The 13,099-nt window shown below is 65.3% G+C and carries 9 protein-coding genes; 6 read left to right on the forward strand and 3 right to left on the reverse strand.

Annotation, left to right across the window (positions count from 1 at the left end; all coding sequences use genetic code 11):
• The first annotated feature begins 61 nt into the window (after positions 1-61).
• Both fdhA and AB4Y71_RS01550 read left to right on the forward strand, forming a co-directional pair.
• On the forward strand, positions 62-1,276 hold the full coding sequence (gene fdhA, locus AB4Y71_RS01545) for a formaldehyde dehydrogenase, glutathione-independent (protein ID WP_441717459.1): 1,215 nt from the start codon (positions 62-64) through the stop codon (positions 1,274-1,276).
• 201 nt (positions 1,277-1,477) lie between these two features.
• The gene (locus tag AB4Y71_RS01550; protein WP_441717461.1) at positions 1,478-3,349 is read left to right on the forward strand and encodes a BCCT family transporter; all 1,872 of its coding nucleotides are present in this window, start codon (positions 1,478-1,480) and stop codon (positions 3,347-3,349) included.
• A 27-nt stretch (positions 3,350-3,376) separates the two neighbouring features.
• Here the strand turns inward: AB4Y71_RS01550 and AB4Y71_RS01555 are convergent, their stop codons facing one another.
• Complete coding sequence (locus AB4Y71_RS01555; protein WP_441717463.1) at positions 3,377-4,045, reverse strand: GntR family transcriptional regulator; 669 nt, start codon at positions 4,043-4,045, stop codon at positions 3,377-3,379.
• Between the two features lie 412 nt (positions 4,046-4,457).
• Between AB4Y71_RS01555 and purU the strand changes: the two genes are divergently transcribed.
• Entirely contained in the window at positions 4,458-5,330 is an 873-nt protein-coding gene (purU, locus tag AB4Y71_RS01560; RefSeq protein ID WP_431493874.1) for a formyltetrahydrofolate deformylase, read from the forward strand.
• Between the two features lie 55 nt (positions 5,331-5,385).
• Here the strand turns inward: purU and AB4Y71_RS01565 are convergent, their stop codons facing one another.
• The gene (locus AB4Y71_RS01565; RefSeq protein ID WP_431493873.1) at positions 5,386-5,973 is read right to left on the reverse strand and encodes a TetR/AcrR family transcriptional regulator; all 588 of its coding nucleotides are present in this window, start codon (positions 5,971-5,973) and stop codon (positions 5,386-5,388) included.
• A 187-nt stretch (positions 5,974-6,160) separates the two neighbouring features.
• Here AB4Y71_RS01565 and AB4Y71_RS01570 point away from each other — a divergent pair, with 187 nt between their 5' ends.
• The 3 genes from AB4Y71_RS01570 (at position 6,161) to betT (ending at position 11,542) form a co-directional block, all read left to right on the forward strand.
• The gene (locus AB4Y71_RS01570) at positions 6,161-7,663 is read left to right on the forward strand and encodes an aldehyde dehydrogenase family protein (RefSeq protein ID WP_441717465.1); all 1,503 of its coding nucleotides are present in this window, start codon (positions 6,161-6,163) and stop codon (positions 7,661-7,663) included.
• 5 nt (positions 7,664-7,668) lie between these two features.
• Positions 7,669-9,351, forward strand: coding sequence for a choline dehydrogenase (betA, locus tag AB4Y71_RS01575; RefSeq protein ID WP_431493871.1), 1,683 nt, complete (start codon positions 7,669-7,671; stop codon positions 9,349-9,351).
• Positions 9,352-9,439: 88 nt separating this feature from the next.
• The gene (gene betT / locus AB4Y71_RS01580) at positions 9,440-11,542 is read left to right on the forward strand and encodes a choline BCCT transporter BetT (RefSeq protein ID WP_441717467.1); all 2,103 of its coding nucleotides are present in this window, start codon (positions 9,440-9,442) and stop codon (positions 11,540-11,542) included.
• A 12-nt stretch (positions 11,543-11,554) separates the two neighbouring features.
• Here betT and AB4Y71_RS01585 read toward each other — a convergent pair whose 3' ends face one another.
• Positions 11,555-13,093, reverse strand: coding sequence for a PucR family transcriptional regulator ligand-binding domain-containing protein (locus AB4Y71_RS01585; RefSeq protein WP_441717469.1), 1,539 nt, complete (start codon positions 13,091-13,093; stop codon positions 11,555-11,557).
• Between the last annotated feature and the right edge of the window lie 6 nt (positions 13,094-13,099).

Raw genomic sequence — 13,099 nt, forward strand, 5'->3', positions numbered from 1 at the left:
ATGGGGAGACTTTCCTACATCCGATTAGTATCCAACTGATATTTCATGCGAAAGGTCTGGCATGGGCAACTTAGCAGTGAGTTATGCAGGAGCGGGCAAGGTCGAACTGATCGACACCCCGTACCCGGAGTTCGAATTGAAAGACGGCCCGGGCGTCCACCCGGCCAACATCGGACGCCAAGTCCACCACGGCGTGATCCTCAAGACCATCGCCACCAACATCTGCGGCTCCGACCAGCACATGGTCCGTGGCCGCACCACCGCACCCGAGGGCCTGGTCCTCGGCCACGAAATCACCGGCGAAGTCGTGGAAGTCGGCCGTGACGTCGAATTCCTCAAGGTCGGCGACGTGGTCTCGGTGCCCTTCAACATCTCCTGCGGCCGCTGCCGCAACTGCAAGACCGGCCAGACCGGCATCTGCCTGAACGTGAACCCGGACCGTCCGGGCTCCGCCTACGGCTACGTTGACATGGGCGGCTGGGTTGGCGGCCAGGCCGAATACGTCCTGGTTCCCTACGCCGACTGGAATGCGCTGAAATTCCCGGACCGCGACCAGGCCATGGAGAAGATCCTCGACCTGACCATGCTCTCTGACATCTTCCCGACCGGCTACCACGGAGCCATCGGCGCCGGGGTGACTGTGGGTTCCACCGTTTATGTGGCAGGTGCCGGACCGGTGGGCCTGGCCGCGGCCACCTCGGCCCAGCTGCTCGGCGCGGCCACCGTGATCGTCGGTGACCTCAACGCCGACCGCCTGGCCCAGGCGCGCAGCTTCGGCTGCGAAACCGTGGATGTCTCGCAGGGCGACCCGGCCGAGCAGATCGCCCAGATCCTGGGCGTGCCGGAAGTGGACTGCGGCATCGACGCGGTGGGCTTCGAGGCCCGCGGGCACGGGCACGACGCCGGCAAGGAGCAGCCGGCCACGGTGCTCAATTCGCTGATGGAAATCACCCGCGCCGGCGGCAGCCTGGGCATCCCGGGGCTGTATGTCACCGGGGATCCGGGCGCCACCGACGAAGCGGCCAAGGTCGGTTCGCTGTCCATGCGCTTCGGCCTGGGCTTCGCCAAGTCCCACACCTTCGTCACGGGCCAGTGCCCGGTCATGAAGTACCACCGCGGGCTGATGCAGGCGATCCTTTCGGACAAGGTCTCGATTGCCAAGAACGTCAACGCCACGGCCATCGCCCTGGCAGACGCGCCGGCAGGCTACGCGGCCTTCGATGAAGGCGCCGCGCAGAAATTCGTGCTCGACCCGCATGGGCTGATCAGCGCCTGATCCCCAGATGATCCGCTGCCCTCCGTGCTGGCCAGGAACTGCTCCTGGCCGGCACGGCGGACTTCCGGCCGGCCAATTGGCCCGGCCAACTCGCCGGCCCCGGCCACCGCATTCGATCAACCCCGGGGACCCCGGCTGATTCGGCGTGCCCGCATTCTGCTGCAGGCCAGCCGCTTATTTCCCTTATTGAAGGAAAGCAACATGAAACGCACTGAGCAACCCGTGAATGATCTGGTCAGCGAGCTGCACTCGGCCCGCCGGCGCCGGCCCAGGAGATATCTGTCCTCCGGCACGGACTACTGGGTTTTCGGCATCGCCGGAATCCTCGCCCTGGCCTTCATCGCCTGGGGCTTCGCCTCGCCTGCCGGTTTGGGAACCGCGGCAGGCAAAGCCCTGGACTGGGTCATTACGAATACCGGCTGGGTCTTCGTGATCGCCGCGACCGTCTTCACCCTCTTCGTGCTGGTGGTCGCGGCCAAAAGCTTCGGGCGCATCCCGCTGGGCAAGGACGGGGAAAAGCCGCAGTTCAGCACGGTTTCCTGGATCTCCATGATGTTTGCCACCGGCATGGGCATCGGGCTGGTCTTCTACGGGGTGGGCGAACCGCTGTTCTTCTACATGTCCCCGCCGCCGGAAACCGTCGGCGGGCAGACCTCGGCCGCGGTAGGCACCGCCATGGGCACCACGATGTTCCACTGGACGCTGTTCCCCTGGGCCATGTACGCGATTGTCGGCCTGGGCATGGCCTACGGCAGCTTCCGGCTGGGCCGCCCGCAGCTGTTCTCCTCGATGTTCACCTCGATCTTCGGCGAAAAAGTAGTCCACGGCTGGGGCGGGAAGACCATCAACATCCTGGCCATCCTGGCCACGCTCTTCGGCTCGGCCTGCTCGCTGGGGCTCGGCGCGCTGCAAATCGGCGGCGGCATCCAGTCCGCCGGCATCCTGCCGTCCGTGGGCTCAGGGATCCTGGTGCTGATCATCGCGATCCTGACCGCGTTGTTTGTCGCTTCGGCCGTCTCCGGCATTGAGCGCGGCATCCAGTGGCTTTCCAATATCAACATGGTGCTGGCCGTCATTCTCGCCCTGATCGTCTTCATCGGCGGGCCGACGCTGTTCATCCTGAACGTGATCCCCAACGCCGTGGGCTCCTTCATCGCGGACCTGCCCGAGATGGCATCGCGCACCGCGTCCTCCGGCGATGGCGAAATGGCCACCTGGCTCTCGTCGTGGACCATCTTCTACTGGGCCTGGTGGGTTTCCTGGACCCCGTTCGTGGGCCTGTTCATCGCGCGGATCTCGCGCGGGCGCAGCATCCGCCAGTTCGTTACCGGCGTGCTGCTGGTTCCCTCCACGGTCACGCTGATCTGGTTCGCCATTTTCGGCGGCGGCGCCATCGGCCTGCAGGAACGAGCCGAGCGCAACGGGGACATGGGCCAGGCGCTGGCCAGGATGGTGGACGGGGCACCGGATATCGACTTCAACTCGGTGCTCTTCGAGCTGCTGGGCGCACTGCCGTTCCCCGAGTGGTTCTCCCTCGCGTTGATGGGGCTGGCCGTAGTGCTGATTGCCATCTTCTTCGTCACCGGAGCGGACTCCGCCTCGATCGTGATGGGCGCGCTCAGCGAGCGCGGCGCCGAGGAACCCTCGAAGAAGTCGGTGGTGTTCTGGGGCGTTTCGGTGGGCGCGGTAGCGGCCGTGATGCTGCTGGCCGGCGGGGACCATCCGGCGGAGGCGCTGAACGGCCTGAAGAACATCACCATCGTCTCGGCCCTGCCCTTTGTGCTGGTGATGCTGCTGCTGTGCGTGGCGCTGTGGAAAGACCTGAGCCGTGACCCCCTGGTGCTGCGTGGCAAGGTGGCCATGGAGGTGCTCGAGCAGGCAGTGGACGACGGGATCGACCGCCATGAGGGCGAGCAGTTCAGCCTGATGACCAGGGAGAATTCCATTGTCGCGGCAACCCCGGCGCCGCCTGCCAGCCGCCCGGAACCAGTGTCCGGAGAATTGGATTCCCGGCCGGGCGGCTCCCAGCCGCAGCTCGATACGGACCTGGAACCCGAGGCCGCCGGACGCTAGCGTCCGGGGCGCCCGGAACTAATTCGGCTAAGGGGCGCGGCGCAGGGCCTGCTCGAAGTGGGCCACATGCTCGGAGACCAGCCGCGCCGCCAGCTGCGCGTCGCCGTCGAGGATGGCGCGCAGCAGGGCCGAATGCTCGGAAATATGCTCGGCGATCGGCGGCATCTGGTCGATGACCAGGCACCAGATCCGGGTCACCAGGTTATCCAGGCGCACCAGGGTTTCCTCCAGGTGCTTATTGGCCGCCACCTTGTAGATGAGCCGGTGGATGCGTACATCCAGCAGCAGCAGCGACCGCTGGTCCAGGGAGGGATCCAGGGTGTCGATCTGCTCCAGGTAGCCGGCCAGCTCTTGGCGGATCTGCGGGTCCTTGTTGGCGGCGGCGTTGCGGGCGGCCAGCGGCTCGAGCACCTGGCGCATCTCCGAAATGTAGTTCAGCTCGTGGATATCCACCGCGGTAGCGAAGGTGCCGCGGCGCGGATAGGACACTACCAGATGGTCGGTTTCCAGCCGCTTGAGGGCTTCTCGCATCGGGGTGCGTCCGACGCCGAGCTCCTCGGCCAGCTGGGGTTCGTGGATCGGGTGCGTCGGGGCGATTTCGAGCAGAATCAGCCGGTCGCGCAGCGCGTTGTAGGCGCGAGCGGCCATGGATCCTGGCTCCGCTGCAGCGCTGGTCAATTCGATGGGCCTTGGCATATCGCTCTCTTCACTGGTCAAAAATCACTTGCCGACAAACAAAGGGTATCGTCCCGTCTCCTATTTGGGCGCCTTTACGGCGCCAATGCGCCCAACAGGCCCTGGGATGCCGGCCAGCGGCAGGCCGGAAAGCCGGACGGGCAGCGTTGGGAAAAACCGTCTGGAAAACCGCCGGAAAAGTTGTTGACGCTGTGCTGCGGCACACATAGTATTGTGATCAGCAATTGATATATCAGTATCCGGCCAGAGGCTGCCGGGCATTGGGCCCGGAAGAACCCCCGGTGAAGCGGCTTCGATCCCGCGGCGCAAATCCACCACGCGGAGGCCAAGCGCAACCGCATTATTTCCCCGAAAAACCACCACGAGCCATGGCGAAGCTATCGCCACCTCGGCGAATCCAAGGAGCGGCACGATGACCGAACCGAATAACAAATATGTCCTGACCCTCACCTGCGCCGAGCGCCCGGGCATCGTGCATGCGGTGACCGGGTTGCTGCTCAAGCACCATGGCGACATCCGGGAGCTCAAGCAGCATGACGACCAGCGCTCCGGGACGCTGTTCATGCGCATCGAGTTCGAGGTCGCCGCGGCGGAAGATATCCCCGCCGAGATCGCGGAACTCGAATCGAGCCTCGGCCAGCTCGCCGATGAGCACCAGGCCACCTGGGGCCTGCGCCCAGCCGGAAATAAAAAGCGCGTGGTGGTGATGGTCTCCAAGTTCGGCCACTGCCTGCACGATCTGCTGTTCCGTGCCCGGATGGGGGAGCTGCCAGTGGAGATCGCGGCCGTAGTCTCCAACCACCCGGATCACCGGCAGCAGGTCGAGTGGAATGGGATTCCGTTCTTCCATATTCCGGTCACCCCTGCGACAAAGCCCGAGGCCGAGGCGAAGCTGATGGACCTGGTGGACCGCTTCGAGGTGGACCTGGTGGTGCTGGCCCGCTACATGCAGGTGCTTTCCGATGACCTCACCCGCAAGCTCACCGGCCGGGCCATCAACATCCACCACTCGTTCCTGCCCTCCTTCAAGGGCGCCAAGCCCTACCACCAGGCCTTCGAGCGCGGGGTGAAGACCGTGGGCGCCACGGCGCACTACGTGAATTCGGAGCTGGACGAGGGGCCGATCATCACCCAGCGGGTCCAGGAAGTGGACCACAGCTACGAGCCCGAGCACCTGGTGGCAGCCGGCCGCGATACCGAGTGCAAGGCGCTGTCCGATGCGGTGCGCTGGCACTGCGAGGACCGGGTCTTCCTCAGCGGTTCGCGCACCGTGGTGCTGCGCTAGTTGCTTCCCGCATCAATAGCCCGGCCGTTGGCCGGGCTATTTTGCGCTTCCGGGCCTAGTCCAGCCCTCCGGCCAATGCGCGGCGGAAGATCCTCAGGATTTCTTCCCGCTTGGGCATTTCATCGGACAAGACCAATTGCAGCTGAAGGCCGCACAGGGCCACGCCAAGCATCTTGCCGGTGACTTCATCGGTGCGGTGGCATAGCACCTTAGTCAATCCGAGATCCCAATCGGCGGCAGCCTTGCGCAACGCCGGGCGAGTATAGGCCAGGGCATAGAGGTTCGATTCGAAGTCGGTGGCGCTGCGGTTATCGCCCAGCAGATCCATGACATAGCTGGTGAGCGCTTCGGCCATATCCGCATCCTTCGGCAGTTGGCTTTCCCAGAGCTGGAGAGCTTCGACGCCGCGTTGGGCGGCCATTTCCATGGCCACGGCCAGCAGGTCGTCAATCGTCCGGAAGTAGTAGGTCGTGGATCCCAGCGGGACATCGGCTTCTGCGGCGACCCGGCGATGGGTGACCGCATCGAGACCCTCGGTCATGGCCACCGCGATGGCTGCCTCCGCAATGCGCACCCGGCGGTTCGGGTCCCCGGGTCCACGAACCCTCTTCGCGCGTGAGCCCTGATCCGTCTTCTCGGGCATGTAGCCTCCCTTTCTCTTCAGCAATCTCTTGCTGTCGTTGGCCTGCTCCTGCAGTAACCCGACGGCGCATCCTGCCCCGGGTCCAGGGCCCGCGGCGGTCTGTTAAAAAAATATCTGTACACAAGTACACACTTTGTGTACGCTCGTCTTCAAATGTAGTGCACAAATGTGAGGAAGGGCATATTCAATGCAAGATTTGTTGACCAGTTTGGAGAACCTCTACATCGGCGGACGTTGGATTCGGTCCTCGGGACAGAACCCGCCGCACCAGGTGCTCAACCCCGCAGACGGCAGCGTCCTGGCCACCGTATGCGTGGCCACCACCGACGATGTGGACAATGCCGTGCGCAGCGCCCGCGCCGCATTCGACGGCGGGCAATGGTCCGAACTGCCCATCCGCGAGCGCGGCCAGAAGCTGGCCCGGATCGCCGAGATCGTGCTTGAGCACCGCGAGGAACTGGCCCGGATCGAAAGCCTGGATGCCGGCAAGACCCTGCGCGAAGCACGCCTGGATGTGGATGACGCCGTCTCTGCCTTCCGCTACTTCGCCAATGCCGCGGATCTGGACTCCGGGCGGATGGTGGATGCAGGGGATCCGAAGATCATCAGCCGCATCGGGTACGTGCCGGTCGGGGTCTGCGCGCTGATCGCGGCGTGGAATTATCCGCTGCAGACCATTTCCTGGAAGCTGGCCCCCGCCCTGGCCGCCGGCAACACCGTGGTCATCAAGCCCAGCGAGGTCACCCCGCTATCCACCATGAAGCTCGTGGAACTCATGGAGCAGGCAGAACTGCCCGCCGGAACGGTTAACCTGCTGCTGGGACCCGGTTCGCGGGTCGGGGCGGCCATGACCTCGCACCCCGAGGTGGACCTGATCTCCTTCACCGGAGGGCTGGAAGCTGGCAGCAAGGTCATGGCCGCGGCCTCGGCCGACATCAAGAAGGTGGCCCTGGAGCTGGGCGGCAAGAACCCGAACATCATCTTCGATGACACGGATTTCGAAACAGTCGTGGACAACGCCCTGAGCGGAGCCTTCGTGCACTCCGGCCAAGTCTGCTCGGCCGGTTCGAGGCTGATAGTGCACGAGGGAATCTACGATCGCTTCGTCGCCGAACTGGCCCGCCGCGCCGAGCTGATCCGGCTCGGCAATGGATTTGATCCTTCCGCAGAATGCGGCCCGCTGGCCACCGCAGAGCACCGCGAGGCAGTGGAAGGGCATATCGAGCGGGCCATCGCCGAGGGCGCACGGCTGGTTGCCGGGGGCCACCGGCCGCCGGAACCTGAGCTGGCCGACGGATACTTCCTGCGTCCCACCGTCTTCGCCGACTGCGAGCGCACCATGGGCATCGTGCGCGAAGAGGTCTTCGGGCCGGTGGTCACCGTGGAGCGCTTCAGCACAGAGCAGGAAGCGGTCTTCCTGGCCAACGACACCGAATACGGACTGGCCGGCGCGGTATGGACCAATGACGCGTCCCGCGCCCAACGCGTGGCGCAAAGCCTGCGCCATGGCACCGTCTGGATCAACGACTACCATCCCTACCTGCCGCAGGCCGAATGGGGCGGCTTCGGCAAGTCCGGATTCGGCCGCGAAAACGGCATCCAGGGCCTGAACGAATACCGCGAGACCCGGCATATCTACCAGAATATCCAGCCTGCCCCCGCCCGGTGGTTCCAGGCAGAAGGAGCGTGAACCCGATGAATACCGCAACCAAGAAATACGACGTCGTCATTGTCGGCGGAGGCAGTGCCGGGTCGGTGCTGGCCAACCGGCTCAGCGCCGACGGCACCCGTTCGGTGCTGGTGCTGGAAGCCGGGCGCAAGGACTGGTGGTGGGACCTGTTCGTGCAGATGCCCGCGGCGCTGATGTTCCCGGCCGGACGCAAGAGCCACGACTGGATCTACAAGTCCGACCCGGAACCGCACATGGGCGGACGGCGGATCAAGCATGCCCGGGGCAAGCTGCTGGGCGGATCCAGCTCCATCAACGGAATGATCTTCCAGCGCGGCAACCCGCTGGACTACGAGCGCTGGGGCGCTGATGCGGGCATGGAATCCTGGGATTTCGCGCACTGCCTGCCCTACTTCAAGAAGATGGAAACCGCCACCGGCAGCCCGGATGATCCGAGGCGCGGGCAGCACGGCCCACTGGTGCTGCGCCGCGGCCCGGCCAAGAACCCCCTGTTCCAGGCGTTCTTCGAATCCGCGGACCAGGCCGGCTACGGGCGCACCGAGGACGTCAACGGCTACCGGCAAGAGGGCTTCGGCCCCTTCGACAGCAATATCAGCAACGGCCGCCGGCTCAATGCCGCCCGCGCCTACGTGCATCCGCTGCGGCGCCGGGAGAATCTGACGGTGCTCACCGGGGCCTTCGTTTCCGGCCTGCGCATGGACAAGCAGCGCGCTACCGGCGTGGACTACGTGCGCCGCGGCCGCAAGCACCAAGTGGAGGCCGGCGAGGTGATCCTGTGCGGCGGCGCCTTCAACACCCCGCAATTGCTGCAGCTGGCCGGGATCGGGGATGCCGGGCACTTGCGCACCCTGGGCATCGACCCGGTGGTCGACCTGCCCGGGGTCGGCGAGAACCTCCAAGACCACCTGGAAGTCTACGTCCAGCATGGCTGTCCGCTGCCGGTCTCCGAGCAGCCGAGCCTGAGCCGCTGGCGGATGCCCTTCATCGGTGCCCAGTGGCTGCTGGCCCGCAAGGGCCCGGCCTCGACCAACCATTTCGAGGGTGGCGGGTTCGCCCGTTCCAACCCGGAGGTGGCTTACCCTAACCTGATGTACCACTTCCTGCCGCTGGCTGTGCGCTACGACGGGAAGAAGGCGGACGCGCCGCATGGCTTCCAGGTGCATGTGGGCCCGATGTACTCCGATAGCCGTGGCAGCCTGAAGATCCGCTCGACCGATCCGCGCGAGCATCCGAGCATCCTGTTCAACTACCTGTCCACCGAGCAGGACCGGCGCGAATGGGTCGAAGCCATCCGGGTCTCGCGTGAAATCCTCTCCCAGGGCGCCATGCGCCCCTACAATTCAGGGGAGCTCTCTCCCGGAGCGGAAGTGCGCACCGACGAGCAGATCCTGGATTGGGTCAAGCGCGATGCGGAAACGGCGCTGCATCCCTGCGGCACCGCGAAGATGGGCCCGGCCAGCGACCGGCTTGCGGTGGTGGACCCGCTGACGATGAAGGTTCACGGGGTCCAGGGGCTGCGCGTGGTCGACGCCTCGGCGATGCCCTATGTCACCAACGGGAATATCTACGCTCCGGTGATGATGCTCGCGGAGAAGGCCGCCGACCTGATCCTGGGCAAGGCTCCCATGGATCCGGAATACGCCGACTTCTACCGCCACCAGACGCAGACGCAGGCCCAGGCGCACTAGGCGCAGCCTGCCTCCCCCGCCATCCGCAGCGCCCAGGTGCTGCGGATGGCCCGATCCCAGAATGACCTGCCACAGCGAGGTGCAACCCATGAAAACCCCTGTTCGCGTAGCAAAGCCTGAAAGCATCGGGACCACCGTTCTGAGCACGACCGATGCAGTTCCCCCGCCGCGCACCAACTGGCGCGTCTTCCTCGCCTCCGCGGGCGTGATCCTGGGCATCACCTGCTGGGCAATGGCAGCGCCGGAGTCCGCCGAGGCAGTCATCGGCAGTGCGGTGCAGTGGGCTTCGGAGAAGCTCGGGTGGGTTTATATCGTCACCCTCAGCGTGGTGCTGGGCTTCGTGGTCTTCATCGCCGCTTCGCGCTACGGGTCGGTACGGCTGGGGCCGGATCATTCGCGGCCCAAGTACAAGCTGGGCACCTGGACGGCCATGCTCTTCGCCGCAGGGATCGGCGTGGATTTGATGTTCTATGCGGTAACCGGACCAGTGGCGCAGTACCTGGCACCGCCCGAAGGCCCCGGGGGAACGCTCGATGCTGCCCGGCAATCGGTGGTGTGGACAACCTTCCACTACGGCATCAGCGGCTGGTCCCTGTATGCCCTGGTGGGAGCGGCCATGGGGTACTTCGCCTACCGCTACAAGCTGCCGCTGGGCATCCGGGCTGTCATCTACCCGATCCTGGGCAAGCGGGTGCACGGCCGGATGGGCGATGCCATCGACGTGGCGGCCACGGTGGCTACGGTCTTCGGGCTCACCGCCTCGCTGGGCATCGGGGTGATCCAACTGAACTTCGGGTTGACCTACCTCTTCGGGTTGCCGCAGTCGGTCTCCGTGCAGATCGGTCTGGTCCTGCTGGGCGTGGGCATGGCTACGGTCTCCTGCGTCTCGGGAGTGGACAGGGGCATCCGGCGGCTTTCCGAGCTGAACTTCCTGCTGGCCGTGGTCCTCATGGGCTACGTGCTGATAGCGGGGAAAACGACTATGCTCATCGACTCCGTGGTGATGAATCTCGGCGACTTCATCTCCAGCTTCCCGGGAATGGCACTGGATACCTTCGCCATGGACCGGCCCGATGACTGGATGAACTCCTGGACGCTGTTCTTCTGGGCCTGGTGGATCGCCTGGTCGCCCTTTGTGGGCATGTTCCTGGCCCGGATCTCCCGCGGCCGGACATTGCGCGAGTTCATTTGCGGGGTGCTGGTGGTGCCGTTCTTGTTCACGCTGCTGTGGATTTCGATTTTCGGCAATTCCGCGGTGGATGCTGTCCGCTCCGGCGCCACAGAATTCGGGGACATCGCGATGAACGCGCCAGAGCAGGGCTTCTACATGCTGCTGGACCAATATCCGGCGGCGACTTTCATAGCAGGCCTGGCCACCTTCACCGGATTGCTGTTCTATGTGACCAGCGCAGATTCCGGTGCATTGATGATGAGCAACCTGACCTCCTACACCAGCCACAATGGGCAGGACGGCCCGAAATGGTCGCGGATCTTCTGGGCACTCGCCGTGGGCGGTCTGACCCTGGCGATGCTCTTCGTGGGCGGCTTCGCGACCATCCAGTACATGACCATCATCATGGCCCTGCCGTTCACCGTGATCCTCTACCTGATCATGATCTCGCTGTACAGATCCCTGCGGCAGGAACCTCCGGTCCCGCAGGACGCGGCAGTTGCCAGGTCCAGAGGCAAGCACCGGAAATGGCGGGAGCGGCTGGCCCGAACAGTGGCGGCATGCACCGCACAGGAAGCGGCTGAATACATGGACGGGGTCGCGGAGCCAGCCCTGCTGGAAGTGGCCAGGGAATTGGCCGGGTTCGGCACCCGGATATCCGTGGCCACCGGGCAGGTGGCCGAGACCGGGGTCCGCCAGCTCGATCTGGTGATCGAGTTGGAAGGGCAGCTGCCCTTCCGCTACCAGATCTACCCGGTGCTGCAATTGGTTTCCCGCGGCGACGGCTCGGGACGCCGGCACGAGGAAACGGTGCGCTTGGAGGTCTTCTCCGTGAAGGGCGGTTGCGGCTATGACATTACCGGCATGCCGCAAGAGCAGCTGATCAATGATGTTGTCGACCGGTTCGAGGCACATGTGGCCGCGCAGCGCTTCCACCAGGTTTCCGAAGACATGGTGTCCGCCCTGCGCAAGCCCTGCGACTGGTCCGAGGATTTCCCCGAATCGCGCGCCCGTGGCTAGCTAATTGGGCCCTCAATTTGCCACGCTCTGCTGGTAGACGGCCAGGCCCAGCGACAAGATGGTCAGGGACTGCGCATCATTCAGATCCATCGCCAACAGGGACTCGAGCAGCCCGAGCCGCTGGTAGAACACCGATCGGGAGAGCTGGCAGCGGGTAGCCGCCTGGGAGCGGTTGGTCGGCGACACCAGATAGGCCTGGAGCACCCGCAGGCATTCGGTGCGCCGGGCAGGCTCCAAGGCCAGGATGGGGGCGAGCACCTGCTGAGGCAGGCGCTGCATTGCCGGTTCATGGCGCAGCTCATGGGCGAGCAGGGCCAGCGGGTACTGTGCGGCAAGCACTACGTGCTGGTTTGCCGCCAGGGACAGCTCGCACCCGCTGATAGCCTGCCTGATGGAATCCGCCAGCTGCCCGAATTCCTGGACTTCCGCGCCCAGGTAGAGCGGTCCGCCAAAGAGCCCGGATCCCTCATCCAGGTGCAGGGACTCCGGCCAGCCCGACGGCGGCTTGCCGGCAGGAGCCGAGAAGAAGCCGAAGAGCTTGGGCGCGGGCGAATGCCGGGCCCCGATCACCGCATGCAGGTCCTTGCCGATCAACCGCTCAATCTGCCGGGCCGCCGTTTGCGGGTCGGCGCGCGCGGCCAGCGGGAGCGCGAAACCGCGCAGCTGCCGTTGGCGCACCGGGAACCCGGAAGCCTCGAATTTCCCGGCCAGCAGGCCCGGGGAGGCTTCCTTGCGCAGCATCAGGTCATCAAGCAGTTCGCAGGCCGCATCGAAGGCCAATGATGCAGGCTCCTGCTTGCGCAAAAGCTCGGTGCCCAGCGCGATGCCCGCCATGGTCAGCACATGCAGGGAGCCAGCCGGATGGGTGGCCGTGTCCGGGGCGATCAATGAACCGAAGCGCTTGCCATGGATCTGGACCGGGATCACCTGGCGACCGGCATTGCCCGTCACATGCAGGGCGCGGGAACGGTCTTGCCAGCGCTCGAAGAACCCCGCGGGCACCGGCACCGAACTGGCATGGCGCAGCACGTTGTAGCCGGAATCCTCCAGCACCACCGTGGCGTTCAGCAGCCGGGCGCAGTCCCGGAGGATGGTTTCGGCCGGAGCACCGAGCTGCATCAGCGCGGTGAAGTGCGCGGTTACCTCGCCCCCGGCCTCGATGCGCCGGGTCTGGGTGGAGAAGAGCAGCTGGTGCAGCGCCTCGGTGATCTCCACGAAGGCCACCGGCTCATGCAATGCCACCAGCGGAAAGGAATGCTCCTTGCAGGCCTGGATGAGCGCCGGGGGAACGGCCCGGCAATGGGCGCCGAGCTCGAGCACCAGCCCGGCGGATTCCAGCTCCACCAATTCGGCGACGTACTTCTCGAAGCGCGTCTCCGGGCACCAGCCGATGCCGGTGGTCAGCACCAGCTCCTGACCGCGGAGGTAGGTTCGCGGATCGGGGTTCTCCAGCACATGCACCCAGCCGATATGACGCTTCAATGACGCCTGGTCGGCAAAGACCTGCGGGTTCCCGGCCAGCACCGCGGGCAGCTGGAGCAGCTGTTCCATGGTGGC

It is taken from the genome of Glutamicibacter sp. MCAF14, from assembly GCF_052114325.1.
Lineage (GTDB): Bacteria > Actinomycetota > Actinomycetes > Actinomycetales > Micrococcaceae > Glutamicibacter > Glutamicibacter arilaitensis.